This is a genomic window from Campylobacter sp. 19-13652 (assembly GCF_019702925.1).
Classification (GTDB): domain Bacteria; phylum Campylobacterota; class Campylobacteria; order Campylobacterales; family Campylobacteraceae; genus Campylobacter_A.
Map to the genome: position 1 here is coordinate 905,064 of NZ_AP024713.1, position 16,036 is coordinate 921,099.

At 40.9% G+C, this 16,036-nt stretch carries 14 protein-coding genes and 1 pseudogene; 12 read left to right on the forward strand and 3 right to left on the reverse strand.

What is annotated here, in order from left to right:
- Positions 1–342: 342 nt before the first annotated feature.
- Entirely contained in the window at positions 343–1,608 is a 1,266-nt protein-coding gene (gene leuC, locus LBC_RS04435) for a 3-isopropylmalate dehydratase large subunit (protein ID WP_221254892.1), read from the reverse strand.
- Between the two features lie 76 nt (positions 1,609–1,684).
- Between leuC and LBC_RS04440 the strand changes: the two genes are divergently transcribed.
- From LBC_RS04440 to tsaD, 6 genes are read left to right on the forward strand one after another with little or no spacing between them, the layout of a single operon-like run.
- Complete coding sequence (locus LBC_RS04440; protein WP_221254893.1) at positions 1,685–3,004, forward strand: NFACT RNA binding domain-containing protein; 1,320 nt, start codon at positions 1,685–1,687, stop codon at positions 3,002–3,004.
- A 15-nt stretch (positions 3,005–3,019) separates the two neighbouring features.
- Positions 3,020–3,352 carry a hypothetical protein gene (locus tag LBC_RS04445; protein WP_221254894.1) on the forward strand — a complete coding sequence of 111 codons (333 nt, stop codon included), beginning with the start codon at positions 3,020–3,022 and terminating at the stop codon, positions 3,350–3,352.
- A 46-nt stretch (positions 3,353–3,398) separates the two neighbouring features.
- On the forward strand, positions 3,399–4,133 hold the full coding sequence (locus tag LBC_RS04450) for a phosphatidate cytidylyltransferase (protein ID WP_221254895.1): 735 nt from the start codon (positions 3,399–3,401) through the stop codon (positions 4,131–4,133).
- Positions 4,127–5,224: a 1-deoxy-D-xylulose-5-phosphate reductoisomerase gene (gene dxr, locus LBC_RS04455; protein ID WP_221254896.1), complete on the forward strand. Its 1,098-nt coding sequence runs from the start codon at positions 4,127–4,129 to the stop codon at positions 5,222–5,224. Before LBC_RS04450 ends, dxr begins: the two co-directional genes overlap by 7 nt.
- Positions 5,211–6,452, forward strand: coding sequence for a uracil-xanthine permease family protein (locus LBC_RS04460; protein WP_221254897.1), 1,242 nt, complete (start codon positions 5,211–5,213; stop codon positions 6,450–6,452). Before dxr ends, LBC_RS04460 begins: the two co-directional genes overlap by 14 nt.
- On the forward strand, positions 6,453–7,469 hold the full coding sequence (gene tsaD / locus LBC_RS04465) for a tRNA (adenosine(37)-N6)-threonylcarbamoyltransferase complex transferase subunit TsaD (RefSeq protein ID WP_221254898.1): 1,017 nt from the start codon (positions 6,453–6,455) through the stop codon (positions 7,467–7,469).
- Between the two features lie 450 nt (positions 7,470–7,919).
- Here tsaD and nth read toward each other — a convergent pair whose 3' ends face one another.
- Positions 7,920–8,552, reverse strand: a complete 633-nt coding sequence (gene nth / locus LBC_RS04470) for an endonuclease III (protein WP_221254899.1) — start codon at positions 8,550–8,552, stop codon at positions 7,920–7,922.
- 85 nt (positions 8,553–8,637) lie between these two features.
- On the opposite strand from nth, the gene LBC_RS04475 reads away from it, so the two are divergent.
- The 6 genes from LBC_RS04475 to LBC_RS04500 all read left to right on the forward strand — a co-directional run bounded on the left by LBC_RS04475 (position 8,638) and on the right by LBC_RS04500 (position 15,675).
- Positions 8,638–9,429: a peptidylprolyl isomerase gene (locus LBC_RS04475; protein WP_409240992.1), complete on the forward strand. Its 792-nt coding sequence runs from the start codon at positions 8,638–8,640 to the stop codon at positions 9,427–9,429.
- A gap of 6 nt (positions 9,430–9,435) precedes the next feature.
- Entirely contained in the window at positions 9,436–10,503 is a 1,068-nt protein-coding gene (gene fbaA, locus LBC_RS04480; RefSeq protein WP_221254901.1) for a class II fructose-bisphosphate aldolase, read from the forward strand.
- Between the two features lie 40 nt (positions 10,504–10,543).
- Positions 10,544–11,485, forward strand: coding sequence for a 1-aminocyclopropane-1-carboxylate deaminase (locus LBC_RS04485; RefSeq protein WP_260173445.1), 942 nt, complete (start codon positions 10,544–10,546; stop codon positions 11,483–11,485).
- Entirely contained in the window at positions 11,457–12,749 is a 1,293-nt protein-coding gene (gene hisD / locus LBC_RS04490) for a histidinol dehydrogenase (RefSeq protein WP_221254902.1), read from the forward strand. Before LBC_RS04485 ends, hisD begins: the two co-directional genes overlap by 29 nt.
- 42 nt (positions 12,750–12,791) lie before the next feature.
- Positions 12,792–13,538 carry a flagellin gene (locus tag LBC_RS04495; protein WP_221254903.1) on the forward strand — a complete coding sequence of 249 codons (747 nt, stop codon included), beginning with the start codon at positions 12,792–12,794 and terminating at the stop codon, positions 13,536–13,538.
- Positions 13,539–13,875: 337 nt separating this feature from the next.
- Complete coding sequence (locus LBC_RS04500; protein ID WP_221252962.1) at positions 13,876–15,675, forward strand: hypothetical protein; 1,800 nt, start codon at positions 13,876–13,878, stop codon at positions 15,673–15,675.
- A gap of 69 nt (positions 15,676–15,744) precedes the next feature.
- Here the strand turns inward: LBC_RS04500 and LBC_RS04505 are convergent.
- Positions 15,745–16,011, reverse strand: a pseudogene (locus LBC_RS04505) (aminotransferase class I/II-fold pyridoxal phosphate-dependent enzyme); the annotation flags it as partial.
- Positions 16,012–16,036 lie beyond the last annotated feature (25 nt).

Genomic DNA, 16,036 nt, shown 5'->3' on the forward strand with positions numbered 1-16,036 from the left:
TATTACTCCACAAATGTCTGAGTTATTTTGACACTTCATAGGGGTTTGCCACAAAGACCTAGGTAATACCAGCACGCAAGCCTAGGATGATAGCTGTTTGTAGTTTGTTTTTTAAACGAAGTTTATAAGCGAAGTAAAGCTTTGATTATATCACTTTGTTTTATAAGTGATATAATGGTGCTTTATAATATGTGATTAAGCTTGCCTTTTTAAATTTACAGAGCAATAGTACTGTTTAAAGGAGCTAAAATTTAATGATTGTTTAAAATTTAAAAGCTTTTTACTAGACGTAGGCTCCCAGCAAGCCCAGAGCCTGCTAGGGCTAGCTAAAATATCAAAGCCCTAGAGCTTTCTAGGGTCTGCTATCTTTCCAGCTATCGCACTTGCGGCCGCTACGGCTGAGCTAGCTAGATATATCTCACTGCTTCTATCGCCCATTCTGCCGACAAAGTTACGATTTGTCGTTGCAACGCAGCGCTCACCAGCGGCTAGTATACCCATGTATCCTCCTAGGCAGGCTCCGCAAGTTGGATTGCTTACGACTGCACCCGCCTGGGCAAAAATATCCATAAGCCCCTCTTTTTGTGCTTGTAGAGCGATTTTTTGCGTGGCTGGAGTGATGATTAATCTTGTGCGACGTGCGACTTTTTTCCCTTTTAAAATTTCAGCCGCTATTCTTAAATCGCTTAGTCTACCGTTTGTGCAAGAGCCGATTAAGACCTGATCTATGGCTATATCGTCAGCCACAGCCTGGCTCATACTACGTCCGTTGCTAGGCAGAAATGGATATGCGATGACTGGCTCTAGGCGACTTGTGTCTATTTCGATTACATGCTCGTAGTTTGCGCCTTCATCTGAGTGATAAATTTTTGGCTCTCTGGCTAGTTTAAGGGCACTTAAAAACTCCTTAGTTATATTATCAACTGCGATTATGCCGCTTTTTCCGCCAGCTTCAATAGCCATATTACAAAGACTAAAACGATCATCCATGCTTAGATACCTAAGCGCATCTCCGCTAAACTCAATAGCCCTATAAAGTGCTCCATCAACGCCTATTTGGCGGATTAGCTCTAGGATTAAATCCTTGCCATATATATGCTCGGCTGGCTTATTTTTTAGTACGACTTTTATACTTGCAGGGACTTTAAACCAGTTTTTGCCAGTTATCATCGCATAGGCTAAGTCCGTGCTTCCCATACCAGTAGCAAACGCCCCAAGTGCGCCATGCGTACAGGTGTGGCTGTCTGCTCCTATGATGACATCACCTGGTACGATTAGCCCTTTTTCAGGCAGCAGCGCATGCTCTATACCCATATCTTTTTCGTCAAAAAAGTGCTTTAAATCATGCTCATAGGCAAAATCTCGGCTGATTTTGGCCTGATTTGCGCTTGCTATATCTTTAGCTGGTATATAATGATCCATTACTATAGCAAAGCCATCAGGGTTAGCAAGCCTGCTCGCCCCACTTTTTTTAAAAGCTCTGATTGAAATAGGTGTGGTTATGTCATTGCCTATTATCATATCTATGGGGCTTTGTACTATATCACCAGCCTTTACCTCATATCCAGCGTGGGCTGAAAAAATCTTTTCAGTTATAGTCTGTTTCATTGCACTTGCCTTTAAAATTTCAGTAAAATCGTGCTGATTTTATCTAAAATAAGATTAAATTTAATATAATTAAGCCATGAAATATCAACATCTAAGACAAATTGCCGATTTTTTAAACCACTCGGTACGCCGCATAAGCCGTATACGCCGAAGTGCAGATATGGTTATAATGGTTGAATTTGATAAATTTGCGCCACTGTTTTTTGATTTAAGCAAGCAAGAAAGTGCAATCTATCAAGGTTTAGCAAAAGCCGCGATAAAGGAGTATAAAGCGCCATTTGACGCTATGCTTTTTAAGCGATTTAGCGGTGCAAATGTGGTGCAAATATACTGCGAGGAGAATAATAGAATTTTAAGAATAAGCGCAGAGCTAGCAAGCTCATATAAGGCGCTAAAAAGCGAGCTTGTGCTTGAGTTTACGGGGCGATTTACAAATGCGATAATAATAGATGAAAAGGGCATTATTCTAGCCGCACTACGCCACATTGATAATTCGCAGCGGAAAATTTCCTCTGGAGTTAAGTTCGTACCGCTTTTGCCAGCCGTGATAAAAGAAAAAGCTACTGATAGGATAGAAGATTTTTGGGCGTTTTTTAAGAGCGAGTTTGAGCGGTTAAATGAAAAAAATCTAAGATCGCTTAGGCAGATAAAAATGGCTAGTGTCGAGAAAAAAATAGAGCTTTTAAAGCACTCTTTAGAGGCTTTGCCAAAGCAAAGGGAGCTAGAAAACGAAAGCGAAAATGCTGCAAAAATTGCTAGCCTTATTTTGGCAAATTTATCAAATTTGCCGCCATACGCAAGCGAAGTAAGCCTTGCGGATTTTGAAGGGCATGAGCTAAAAATAACTCTCACAAAGCCACCAAAACAGGAGGCAAATACGCTATTTGAAGCCTCAAAACGCTTGCGAGCTAAGGCAAATGGCGTAAAAAAAGAGATTGAAAATTTAAACGAAAAAATTAACTTTTATCAAAATCTTTTAAATTTGATAAAAAACGCCACAAGTGTAGGCGAGCTTGAGGTGCTTTTACCTCGTAAATCAGCTGCTAAAAAAGCTCCAAAAGAGCCAAATGAAAATATAAAAAACTTCTACATCGCAGATGTTAAAATAAGTGTAGGACGCAATCAAAACGCAAACTCTGAGCTTTTAAAGATAGCAAAGAAAAACGACATCTGGCTACATGTAAAAGACCATCCTAGCGCGCATGTCATCATCAAAACTCAAAAGGCTAGCGTTAGCGAGGAGATACTAGGGTTTGCGGCTAAAATTTGTGTGAGTTTTAGCTCTTTGGGTGCTGGACGGTATGAAGTGGATTACACAAAACGTGAAAATGTCAAAATCCAAAACGGCTCAAATGTAAAGTATATAAATTTTAAGACGATAATAGTAAAAATATAATTTAAGGAGCGCATTATGTCTGTTAGCCCTCTTGGAAATATAAACTTCATAAACCAAAACTCCCCAGTCGTCTCTCACTCAGCTAGCACCCAGCAGGCTAGATTTGACATGCAAGCAGCTATGGCGTCTGAGATAAGCGCGCAAAAAGAGCGTGAAGTGGAGGAGGTGCGTCCTGCCGAGGAGGCTTATAAAATAGACCCAGAACACGAGCATGAAAGGGGTGGAAGTGGCGCTGAGTATGATGAGCAGCATGAGGGCTTTGAGGCTAAAGATGGCGCACAAGAGCAAGATGATGATAAGTTAGGGGCTGATGGCGAGGGGTTTTATCATTTAGATATAAAAATCTAAGCAAACTTTGGCTAGAATTGCGAAATTTATTTTAAGGGGCGAGATTATGAAAGAGAGGATTAAAACGGGCTTAGGGCTTGCTGCTTTTGTGGCGGTTGTCTTTTTGCTTGATAGCTTTTTTTTAAATTTTATAATAATTTCAGCTATTTTGGTGTTAGCGTTTAAGGAAGCTAGCGAAATTTGGGGGGTGCAGGGTGGCTGTGCTTTGGCGTTTGTTAGCTGGGCGTTTTTGGTTCTAGGGATATTTACAAACCCTCTGCTTTGCGCTATTTTAGCTATTTTGGTAGTATCAAGCGTGATAGCTTACTTTAAGACAGACGAGCCAAAAATCCTCCTACCTTTTATCTATCCAGCGCTTCCTATTTTTATGCTTTGGCAGCTTTATTCAGAGTACGGCATAGGCTATCTTGCGTGGGTTATTATGGCTATTGTAGCAAGTGATAGTGCGGCGTATTTTGTAGGCAAGGCATTTGGTAAAAGAGCATTTAGTCAAAGCTCGCCAAATAAAACTCTAGAGGGTGTCATTGGCGGAGTAGTGGCTGGCTCGCTTGTTGGCTGGATTATGGGGACTTTAATGGTAGATGATGCGCTATTTGCCCTGCTTGCTAGCTTTTTTATCTGCGCGTTTGGCGTGTTTGGAGATTTGTTTGAAAGCTATTTAAAGCGCCGCGCAGGGGTAAAGGATAGCGGAAATATCCTGCCAGGGCATGGCGGAGTGCTTGATAGGATAGATGGGTATTTATTTGGTGTAGTTGCGCTTATGTGGGCCATGTCGTGGTAGTTCTTGGCTCAACTGGCTCAATCGGCACAAACGCCCTAAAAATCGCATCTGAGCATAATCTAGAGATAGAAGCTTTAGCTTGTGGTAAAAATATCGAACTTTTAAATTCTCAGATAGCTAAATTTAATCCTAGATTTGTCTGTATAGGTGATGAGAACGCACTTTGTGGGGTTAAGGGAATTTCAAAGGATAGAATTTTTATCGGTCAAGATGGCATAAAGGATATGCTAAATGAGTGCAAAAGTGATCTTGTACTAAACTCGCTTGTCGGATTTGCTGGGCTTGCCCCTAGTCTACACACTCAAAAACTCGGCAAAAAGTTAGCCCTTGCAAATAAAGAAAGCCTAGTGGTGGGTGGAAAATTTATAGACACATCGCGCATTGAGGCTATTGATAGCGAACATTTTGGGCTTAAGTTTTTATTGCGTGCAAATGTCGATGTCTCAAGACTTATTATAACTGCAAGTGGAGGCGCATTTTATACTAAAAGCATAGACGAGCTAGCCCACGCCACGCCCCAAATGGCGCTAAAGCACCCAAATTGGAGCATGGGTGCAAAAATTACCATAGATAGCGCAAGCATGGCAAATAAGCTTTTTGAGATTATTGAGGCTTTTTGGCTTTTTGGTATTAAAGATATTGATGCGATTATTGAGCCAAGTTCGATAGTGCATGCGCTAGTTGAGTTTACAGACGGTAGCACGACCGCTCATTTAAGCTGCCCGGACATGCGCCTAGCAATCGCTTCTGCGGTGCTTGAAAAATTTGGCACACCTAGCGTGAAACCGCTTGATTTAACAGCGCTTTTGGGAATTAAATTTATGCCTATAGACACTGCAAAATATCCCATATTTTCACTCAAAGACCAGCTTTTAGACACGCCAGATATAGGGGTGGTTATAAATGCGGCAAATGAAGTCTGCGTGTATGAATTTTTAAAGGGTGGGTGCGGATTTTTAGACATTTCGCGAGTGGTGCTAAGCGCAGCGGATAAATTTAAAGACACCAAAATAAGCGCACCTAGTGAGATTTTTGAGATAGATAAAATAGTAAGAGAGTTTGCTTTAAAGGAGCTGTATGCAAAAATATGAAGGGTATAAATTTGATATAAGGCAGAGCCTAATAGGGGTGCAGTTTTTATTTGTCGCTTTTGGTGCGCTGGTGCTTGTACCGATACTTACGGGGCTTGATACGAGTGTAGCGCTTTTTACAGCTGGGCTTGGCACGCTTGCGTTTCAGCTTATTACTAGGAAAAATGTCCCGCCTATTTTTCTAGCTAGCTCGTTTGCGTTTATTGCGCCTATATCTTATGGTGTTGGTAAGTGGGGTATACCTGCTACTATGGGCGGGATAGTCTTTGCTGGGCTTTTGTATGTAGTGCTTAGCTTTATTATACGCGTTAGAGGTGATAAATTTTTACACAAACTTTTGCCACCTGTTGTGGTTGGGCCTGTTATTATGACCATCGGACTTTTGCTTTCGCCAGCTGCTGTAAATATGGCTATGGGAAAGATTGAGGGGGCAAGCTACTCTGGGGGTGATGCGATGATAGTCTCTGGCGCGTCGCTTTTAGTTACTATGGTTGTTATGATGTTTGGGCGTGGCATGCTGCGTCTTGTGCCGATATTTTGTGGAATTTTTGTGGGGTATGTATTTGCTGTGGCTCTTGGTATGGTTGATTTTACGCCTGTGCTGGAGGCTAGCTGGTTTAAAGTGCCAAACTTTAGCGCACCTGTTTTTGAGCTTGATCCCATCCTTTATATGATACCTATAGCCATAGCCCCAGCCATTGAGCATATTGGCGATATGCTGGCTATCTCACACGTAAGTGGCGAGAATTTCTTAAAAAAGCCAGGGCTTAAAAACACCCTTTTGGGTGATGGCGTGGCGACTATTATTGCTGCCTTTTTTGCAGGGCCGCCGAACACCACCTACTCAGAAGTTACAGGTGCGGTTAGTATTACAAAAGCTTACAATCCAGCCATCATGACTTTTGCTGCGATTGCAAGTATTATGCTAGCTTTTGTGGGTAAGCTAGGCGCTATTTTAGCCACTATTCCAGCCCCTGTTGTGGGTGGGATTATGCTTTTACTTTTTGGTATAATTGCAAGTGTTGGGCTTAGCACATTGCTTAAGCATAATGTCGATATGAATGATCCTAGAAATATGATAATAGTCGCACTAATTTTAGTCTCAGCTATAGGCGGTATGGAGCTAAATTTTGGTATCTTTAGTCTCTCTGGTATAGGGCTTGGCGCAGTTGTTGGGATAGTTTTAAATTTAATCCTGCCTCGTACAAAGCATTACGAGGGATTTTAGGTGATTTTTGCCATTGAAAGTAGCTGCGATGATAGCTCAGTCGCACTTATGGATATAGATACCTTAGAGCTTAAATATCATCGTAAAATTTCTCAAGAGGCTGAGCATTCAATTTATGGCGGCGTCGTGCCAGAGCTTGCCAGTAGGCTTCATACCGAGGCTTTGCCTGCATTATTAGAGGGTGTAAAGCCATATTTTAACCAGATTAAGGCAGTTGCAGTTACAAATACCCCAGGGCTTAGCGTAAGCCTTTTGCCAGGGATTAGTATGGCAAAGGCTGTCGCACTTGCGCTAAATGTCCCATTAATCGGCGTTAATCACCTAATAGGGCATATTTATTCGCTATTTTTGCAAAGCCAGATGAGCTTTGGATTTGGCGTGCTTTTAGTAAGTGGCGGACACACTATGGTGCTTGATATTAGCGATAGTGGCGTTATAAGCGTGCTAGCGGCCACCAGTGATGATAGCTTTGGCGAGAGCTTCGACAAGGCAGCAAAAATGCTAGGCTTTGGCTATCCTGGTGGAGTTTTTATCCAAAATTCAGCTCTTAAATGCGAGGATAAGGATAAATTTAAATTTACCGTCCCGCTTTTGCATGATAAGAGGCTTGAGTATAGCTTTTCTGGGCTTAAAAACCAAGTCCGCCTAGCCTGCGAAAGCACGAAAGCCAAAAATGGCACAATCAGCGACCAAGATGCCTCTTGCATTAGCTACGCCTTTGAGCAGGCGGCCTGCGCGCATATAATTGATAAACTAAGCCGAGTTTTTAAGCAAAGGGGTTGGCGGCGATTTGGGGTTGTTGGCGGAGCGAGTGCAAATTTAAATCTAAGAAGCCAAATAAAAACCCTATGCAAAAGCCACGATTGCGAGCTTTTGCTGACTCCGCTTGAGTTTTGTTCTGATAATGCAGCTATGATAGCGCGCGCTGGGATAGATAGCTTTAAAAATGGCAAATTTAGCGATATTTTCTCACTAGATGTAAAGCCGCGAAGCAGCATAGATGGGCTTTATATTTAGCCCCTGTTTTGTATAAATTTATAAATTCTTTTGCCTATTTTTTGCGTTTTTTGCAACCCTGTGGCTTTAATTAAAGATGCGTAAAAAGTCTAATGTAACTAATTCGCACCAGCACATAAGGCATTACTGGCGTTATAGATTATTTTGGAATTTACATGGGCTTAACGTAAAAATTTAAAGCGAAGTCTAGCATTTTTTTGGCTCGCATTGTGCCGCAATGCGCTCTTTATCGTCCAGTTTTGATTCCCCGTCCCTAGACCTAGCGTGTTTGTGCTACTTGTGGACTGCCTAGATGCAAAGTATCGCACCCAATGGGTTGCAAGCGTAGCGAAATAAAAAGCTATGCTAGGCTTGCTTTTTAAATTTACAAATTTACAAAGCAACGGCAACGCTTAAAATAGCCTTAAATTTTTCTAGTAACGCACTTATCAGATTAAATTTATAAAATGCTTAGACGATTTTATCTTTGCTCTTACAAAGCCCAGCTAAAACGCACTCCTTACAAAGCGGCTTAGTCGCTTTGCAGGTGTAGCGTCCAAAAAGCACCATCGCTTGATGAAGCTTTCCAAGCTCTGTTTTAAAAGCAGCTACTAAGTCGACCTCAGTCGCTTCTGGCGTCTTTGCACGGCTTAGCCCTAGGCGGTGTGAGACGCGAAAGACATGCGTATCTACCGCCATCACATTTGCGCCCACAGCCTCAAGCATAACGACGTGAGCGGTCTTTTGCCCCACGCCTGCTAGGCTTTTTAGGCTGGCTTCATCTAGCGGCACGACACCATTAAAATCAGCCACCACAGCCTTTGCCATTTTGATTAAATTTTCTGCCTTATTGTTAAAAAAGCTACACGAGTTTATTAGCATTTTTACGCTGGCAAGATTTGCATTTGCCATAGCAAAGACATCTGGATACTCGCTAAAAAGCGCAGGAGTAATCAAATTTACCCGCTTATCGGTGCATTGAGCGCTTAGCATTACAGCCACAATTAGCTCGTAGTGGTTTTTAAATTTAAGCTCGCTTTTGGCGTCTTTAAATGTATCGATTAAGGTTTGTTTAATGTTTAAAATATCTTTTTTGCTTCTCATGGTGCGGCATTTTACCAAAAATTGTTGAAATTTTGTGTATAATGCCAAGGTTAATTTAAACACAAGGATACATAGTATGAAAAAAATGCTACTAATCTCACTAATAGCAGCCGCTAGCCTAAGCGCTGCAACACTTGCTACAGTAAATGGCAAAAATATCACGGATACTGATTTAAACGAAGTAATCTCAACCCAAGCAGACCCAGCTAGCGTGCCAGCTGATGCTAAAAAACGCGTACTTGAGGATATGGTAAATAAAGAGCTTTTTGTGCTTGACGCAAAGGCGAAGGGAATAGAAAAAGACGTAGATTTTAAAAAACAGCTTGAGAATCTAAAAGAGGGTGTTTTGGTAAATACTTATATGAAAAAGCTATTTGACAGCATAAAAGTAAGCGATTCCGACATAAAAAAAGCCTACGACGAGCACAAAAAAGAATTTATCCAGCCGGCGCAGGTAAAAGCACGCCATATTTTAGTAAAAACTGAAAAAGAAGCAAGCGAGGTAATTTCAAAGCTAAAAGGGCTAAAGGGCGATGCGCTTGTGAATAAATTTAGCGAATTAGCCAAGGAAAAATCAATAGACCCAGGTAGTGGCAAACAGGGTGGCGAGCTAGGATATTTCCCTAAAGATGCCATGGTGCCTGAGTTTGGCAATGCTGCATTTGCTCTAAAAGATGGCGAAATCACGACTAAGCCAGTAAAGACGCAGTTTGGCTATCACGTGATATTAAAAGAGGCTAGCAAAGCGAGCAAAACAGCAAGCCTTGATGAAGTAAAGCCTATGATAGAGCGCAATCTAAAGCTGGAAAAATTCCAAACCCAAGTAAGAGCAAAAGCTGACGAGCTAAAGAAAAAATATAAAGTAGAGTTTAAGTAGGCAAAAATGGGCGTTTTAGACATCGTAAAAGCGGGCGTGCTAAGTGGTGATGAGCTTAGCAAGCTTTATTCGCACGCAAAGGCACAGGGCTTTGCCATACCTGCGGTAAATGTCGTCGGCACTGACTCCATAAACGCCGTGCTAGAAGCGGCAAAGGTGGCAAACTCTCCAGTAATCATTCAATTTAGCAACGGCGGGGCTGGCTTTTACGCTGGCAAGGGTGCTGGCGAGCGTGCTGCGGTGCTGGGGGCCATTAGTGGCGCTAGGCACGTGCATACTCTGGCCGAGGCTTACGGCGTGCCTGTGGTGCTGCATACCGATCACGCCGCACGCAAGCTGCTGCCGTGGATAGATGAGCTAATAAAGGCGAGCGAGGAGCATTTTAAAGCGACTGGTGCGCCGCTTTTTAGCTCGCATATGCTTGATTTAAGCGAGGAGCCACTGGAAGAAAATATCGCCACTTGCGAGGCCTATTTAAGGCGGCTTGCTCCGCTTGGCATTAGCCTTGAGATTGAGCTTGGCGTAACGGGCGGGGAAGAGGACGGCGTGGATAATACAGGCGTGGATAATGCTCTGCTCTACACCCAGCCTGAGGACGTCGCACTTGCTTATGAGCGGTTAAGCGCTATAAGCGACCACTTTAGCATAGCGGCTAGCTTTGGCAACGTCCACGGCGTGTATAAGCCAGGCAACGTGGTGCTTCGTCCAGAAATACTAAAAAACTCACAAGCTTACGTGGCGGATAAATTTAAAACCGCAAGCGAAAAGCCCGTAAATTTCGTCTTTCACGGCGGTAGCGGCAGCGAGCTAGCTGACATAAAAGCGGCCGTAAGCTACGGCGTAGTAAAGATGAATATCGACACAGATACGCAGTGGGCGTTTTGGGACGGCGTGCGTGAGTATGAGGCTAAAAATAGGGCGTATCTGCAAGGCCAAATCGGCAACCCAGAAGGCGATGATAAGCCAAATAAAAAATACTACGACCCACGCAAATGGCTGCGAGCTGGCGAGGAGGCTATGATAGCACGCCTGCAAACTGCCTTTAGCGATTTAAACTGCATTGATAGGAATTAAGCAGGATTTAAATTTTACCCATAGCGTCAGTAGTGGCGCTATGAAAACTTCAAAAACCCCATCTTGTGCCAGTAAAAATGGTGATTTTTTTAAGCCCATTTTTAGTGAGTTTAAATTTAAAGGTGTGCACTTTTATCTGCTTAGAGATGATCTTATAAATGGCGAATTTAATGGCAACAAAGCTCGCAAGCTACACTATCTAATAAACTCTGACCTTTCAGGCATAAAAAGACTCGTATCGCATGGCTCTAGCCAGTCAAATGCGATGTATAGCATAAGTGTGTTTGCTAAAAATAGGGGGTTGGCGTTTTATTACTTTATCTCTCATATGGGTGAGCTTTTACGCAAAAACGCAGTGGGAAATTTATCTCATGCGCTTAAAAATGGCATGAGTTTACATGTCTTACAAAGCGGAGAGGATAGAAAAGCTAGCGCGATAGAGTATGCTAATAAATTTAAAGATGCGCTTTTTATCCCAGAGGGTGTGGCGTGCGAGCTAGCTGAAGCTGGCTTTAGGCTACAAGCAGCCCAGATAGAGGAGTTTTGTGCGGTGCGATGGCTAGAGCCAGCGATATTTTTACCAAGCGGCACTGGTACGTCGGCTGCATATTTAGCAAAGCACACTAGACTTAAAGTCTACACTTGCGCTTGTGTAGGAGATGGGGAGTATTTGCGTGCGCAGATAGTTTCTCTTTTGGGATTTTTACCTGCAAATTTATGCGTGCTAAATCCGCCCAAAAAGTATCATTTTGCAAAGCCGCGCCCAGAGCTTTTTGATGTGTGGCGTGAACTTTTATCGGCTGGAGTTGAGTTTGATTTAATCTATGACCCAGTTGGATTTTTGACAATTTTTTCAAATTTGGATAAATTTTGCGGTGATATTTTATACATTCATCAGGGTGGCTTACTAGGAAATGTAAGTCAAAAAGCACGCTACGAAAGAAAGGAAAAGTTTGAGAATTTTAAACACAAGTGGTACTGATTTTAGCAGGCAGTGGGGCGAGATACTAGGACGTGGCGAAATGGATATGGATAATGTCATACCTGTGGTTAGCGAGCTTTTATTAGAGGTAAAAAGGGCTGGCGATGAGGCACTTATAAAACAGGTGGCGAGATTTGACCGCTGGCAGCCAGATAGCGCAGACGCTTTGGCTATTAGCACCGATGAGATGAGGGTGGCGTTTGAGGCTTTAGATGATGAGCTTAGGAGCGCATTAAAGCTAGCTTATGAACGCATTAAAGATTATCATGAGCGCGCAAAACCAAGTGGCTTTAGCTATGAGGATAGCTACGGCGATGTGCTGGGCGCTAGATATACGCCTGTAGATAGGGCTGGGCTTTATATCCCAGGGGGCAAGGCGGCATATCCGAGTTCGCTTTTGATGAACGCTATTCCTGCCATAGTCGCTGGAGTGGGCGAGATAGTCGTGTGTACACCTGCTGTGGGTGGGGAGGTAAATGCGCTACTGCTTGCTGCTATGCACCTATGCGGCGTGAAAAAAGCCTACAAACTAGGCGGTGCAAGTGCAGTGGCCGCTATGGCGTACGGGACACAGAAAGTGCCTAGGGTCGATGTTATCACAGGGCCTGGCAATATCTACGTTGCGACGGCTAAAAAGCTGGTTTATGGGCTAGTAAATATCGATATGATAGCAGGGCCTAGCGAGATAGGCATAATAGCCGATGATAGCGCAAACGCCCGTCATATCGCGGCTGATTTACTTAGTCAAGCAGAGCATGATGAGCTTGCTAGTAGTTTTTTAATTACACCTAGTAAGGATTTGGCTTTGGCTGTGAGTGAACAGGTGGATGCACTTTTAGATACTCTTTCACGCAAAGAGATAGCTAGCAAAAGCATAAATGAACGTGGCGCTATTTTGGTTGCTCGTGATTTAAAAGAGTGTGTTAGGCTTGCAAATGAGCTTGCTGTAGAGCATTTAGAGCTTGCTGTAAGAGAGCCTGAGACGCTAATAGGTGATATACGCCATGCTGGGGCTATTTTTATGGGGCATTTTACGCCAGAGGCTATGGGAGATTATCTAGCTGGGCCAAATCACACCCTGCCAACAGGTGGCACGGCACGCTTTTACTCACCGCTTAGCGTAGAGAATTTCATGAAAAAAAGTTCAATAATAAGCCTTGGTAGGGCTGGATTTGAGGCTTTGGCTCCAGCTTGTGTGGCTTTGGCTGATGCTGAGGGGTTAGGGGCTCATGCACTTTCAGTCTCTATAAGACTTGAAAAATAAGCAAAATTGTACTATAATGCAATAAATTTAAAGGAGGACAGTGTGAAAATAAATCAACATAATAGCGTCCAACACAATATAAATCAAGCTCAGTCAAATCATTCAAAGGCTCTACAGAATATTTCGGTTCAGCGTGCTTTAAGCGGAGTGGATAGCGCAAATCTAGCCATAGCTGATAGTCTAAGCATGCAAGCTAGCACCATGGAGCAGGGTATAGCAAATGCAAATGATGCGATAGGAATGCTGCAAATCGCTGATAGTACACTAAGTAATATAAACAATAGCGCTATACGCATGAATGAGCTTAGCACAAGGGCTAACAGTGCTGTATTAAGTGATAGAGAGCGCAATATGATACGCAGTGAGATGAATGCTTTAAAAGATAGCATGAAAGATAGCCTTGATAATGCGAGCTTTAATGGTAGAAATGTATTTGGCGGAGAAATGAAATTTCAGACTGGAAGCTCTGAGGTGGGTATAAATTTAAATCGTCCGAATGTGGATTCTATCGATGTAAACAGCCAAGAAAGTATTAATAATTTTATCCAAAGTACAAACGATGCACGTGCAAATATCGGTGCCACACAAAATAGGCTACTATCAAATATAAATAATAGCCTAACGCAAAATGTCGCCCTTAGAAGCAGTGAAAGCCAACTACAAAATAATGATATAGCTAAAAATATAGACGATGAGAGAAATGCTCAATTACAAATAAATGCATCTATTCTAGCTCAGGCTCATAATACTGCAAATTTAAGAACTCAAATGGATAGATTGCTTGCTTAGTCTATTTTGAATTTTAAGCCACTTTTTAAGTGGCTTAAAAGTTATCTGCTTACAATACTGCTTGTATTTTCATATCTTTCATCTTCGCTAACGCATCCAGCAAATAAAAACGCAAAAATAGCCAAAGAAACAGCATAAAGACTGATTTTCATTATATCTCCTTTTTAATGATGTGACACAATTATGCCTTTTTATTTTAAATAAAATTAAAATTTATTATCAAAATAAAAAATATTTTATTAAAATGCCTATTATTTTATTTGTCTTACCATATTTACCTTGCGTTTTTTTTTTTTTGTAAAATATTTATCTATGCATTAAATTTAAGGAGTAACATATGAGTGTAAATATAACAGCACTCGGATTGGCAAATGTGGCTGTTTTCAAGCCTATTATAGAAAGAGCTGGAAAACTTAATGAGGCAAGAGCTGAAGCTTCTACATTATTTGATACAGTGATATCTGATAAGAATGCAGAAGATGGAGAGCTATATTTATTTAGTGGCTTTATTAATTTTGATGAAGTTAAAGGTAAAACAGAAAAAGAAGCAATTAATATGTACCCAAAAGAATCAGCATTTGCTTATTCTATAGACCTTGCTTATGAAATGTTAGCAGGTCCAAATTCTAATAAAACTTCAAAAGAGCTATATGCTTTAATAGAAGAAGAAACAGGTATACATATAACAGTGCCGACGCTACCAGAATTTTATAAAGAAATAAATGTTGCAAACTTTATATATAAAACAGCTACAGGAGAGCTTCCTAATAAAGAAGTTGTAGAAGGTTATGCTAATAAATTTGGTATAAATGGTGATAGTCAATACAGTGATTTTATTGAAAGTGATAACTTGGATAGAATTTTTGAAATGATAAACTCTGCTCCTGAAGCAGGTAGTTCAACCACCACCCTCCCAGAACTACCAACACAAGAATTTACTCCATTAGATCAAACAGATGTATCAAAGTTATATGTAGGCATATTTGGTAGAGCAAGTGAAGGAAGTGGCAATAAAGGATGGATAACATTCTCATCTGCTAATAAAGCAGATATGGCAAAAGTAGCTGATACTATGTTAGAAACTGATGCAGCTAGAACATACTTTGGAAATACACTAAATGATAACTTTGAGATGATTAAGTTTTTCTATGAGAATGTATTTAATAAAACCTACTCAGATGCTTCAAAAGGTATGGAACTTGACAAAGATGGTATAGATGCTTGGGTTAATGAATTAAATAATGGAAAAAGCAAAGGTCATGTAATATCTGAGATATTAAAGACTGCTAGTTTGCCAGAACTAGCTCATCTAGATGCAGCTAAGTTATTTAATAATAAAGTGGTCCTTTCAAATAAAATAGCTGATAGTGTTGAAAGTGCTGATGTAAATAACCTTACTCCATTTGTAAATATTCTAAAGAGTGTACAGCCAGATACAAATGCAAGTGATATAAGTCAATTAATTAGTAATATGGGGTTAGTAGAAATAGTCAATGATAACACAGCTGATAAATATACTATAGATAGTGATGGCATAATGGTAATAGACAAAGATGCTACTGGTATTATAGATATTGACTTTATACCTAAGGGGATAAGGGTTGAAGGCGTTAGCATTAAAAACCTTAAATTATCTAAGCAGATACAAGATAGAGCTTCTATGCATCTTAATGAAAGAGATTATAATTCATCCCTAAGTGAGTTACAAGATAAAGCATTAGAATCATTAAAGCCTATAGGAGACACAGTAGAAAATTTAAAAAATATCAATTATTTTGTAATCAGCCTTGGTTCAAGACCAGATAGCTTAGCCATAGAGAAAGATAATAATGATATGATGGTAACTCCAGCTTATAAAGCATTGCCTGTTTTATATATAGAAAAAGATGGTGTAGTTGATAGTCAAAAAGTTGGCTTTACTGATGGAGATGTGGCTGTAAAAATTCACAAACAGATTATTGCAAATCCAAATGTAGTCGGAGAAAAAATACACATGGATTATGTTGATGATGATCCTGAATTTGGGTTATCTGGCTTTATGGCTCCTACTATGAAAGATCATATACAAACACTAATATCTGTGTTTGAAAACTCTAATAAGGGCTATATAGATTTAACAAGTCTTGTGGAGGCATAATAAAAATTTAAGCACAGTAAGGATTTTATTAAATCCTTACTGTATTTTAATATTTTTATAGATATTTTATCAATATCTCCTAACAAATTCCGCTATTCGTGTTATTCCTGTTTCTATGCTATTCATATCAGTAGCAAAGCTCATTCTAAAATATCCATCCATTCCAAAGCCAACCCCTGGTACAGTTGCGACTTGCGCTTTTTCTAGCATTGCATCGCAGAATTTCATACTATCAGGCTCTATGTTCTTGCAATTTACAAACAGATAAAATGCTCCAGCAGGACTAGAAACGCTTAAGCCATCAATCTTGTTTATTAGCTCTACTGCGCGGTTTCTACTCATGAATACGCATGCTCCTGTT

Excerpts from the sequence above, each read along its gene's own strand:
- LBC_RS04440 (WP_221254893.1), top strand. The coding sequence starts at position 1,685 with ATGAAATATCAACATCTAAGACAAATTGCCGATTTTTTAAACCACTCG.
- nth (WP_221254899.1), bottom strand. The coding sequence starts at position 8,552 with ATGAGAAGCAAAAAAGATATTTTAAACATTAAACAAACCTTAATCGAT.
- LBC_RS04450 (WP_221254895.1), top strand. The coding sequence starts at position 3,399 with ATGAAAGAGAGGATTAAAACGGGCTTAGGGCTTGCTGCTTTTGTGGCG.
- LBC_RS04460 (WP_221254897.1), top strand. The coding sequence starts at position 5,211 with ATGCAAAAATATGAAGGGTATAAATTTGATATAAGGCAGAGCCTAATA.
- LBC_RS04500 (WP_221252962.1), top strand. The coding sequence starts at position 13,876 with ATGAGTGTAAATATAACAGCACTCGGATTGGCAAATGTGGCTGTTTTC.
- LBC_RS04485 (WP_260173445.1), top strand. The coding sequence starts at position 10,544 with ATGAAAACTTCAAAAACCCCATCTTGTGCCAGTAAAAATGGTGATTTT.
- fbaA (WP_221254901.1), top strand. The coding sequence starts at position 9,436 with ATGGGCGTTTTAGACATCGTAAAAGCGGGCGTGCTAAGTGGTGATGAG.
- leuC (WP_221254892.1), bottom strand. The coding sequence starts at position 1,608 with ATGAAACAGACTATAACTGAAAAGATTTTTTCAGCCCACGCTGGATAT.
- LBC_RS04475 (WP_409240992.1), top strand. The coding sequence starts at position 8,638 with ATGCTACTAATCTCACTAATAGCAGCCGCTAGCCTAAGCGCTGCAACA.
- LBC_RS04445 (WP_221254894.1), top strand. The coding sequence starts at position 3,020 with ATGTCTGTTAGCCCTCTTGGAAATATAAACTTCATAAACCAAAACTCC.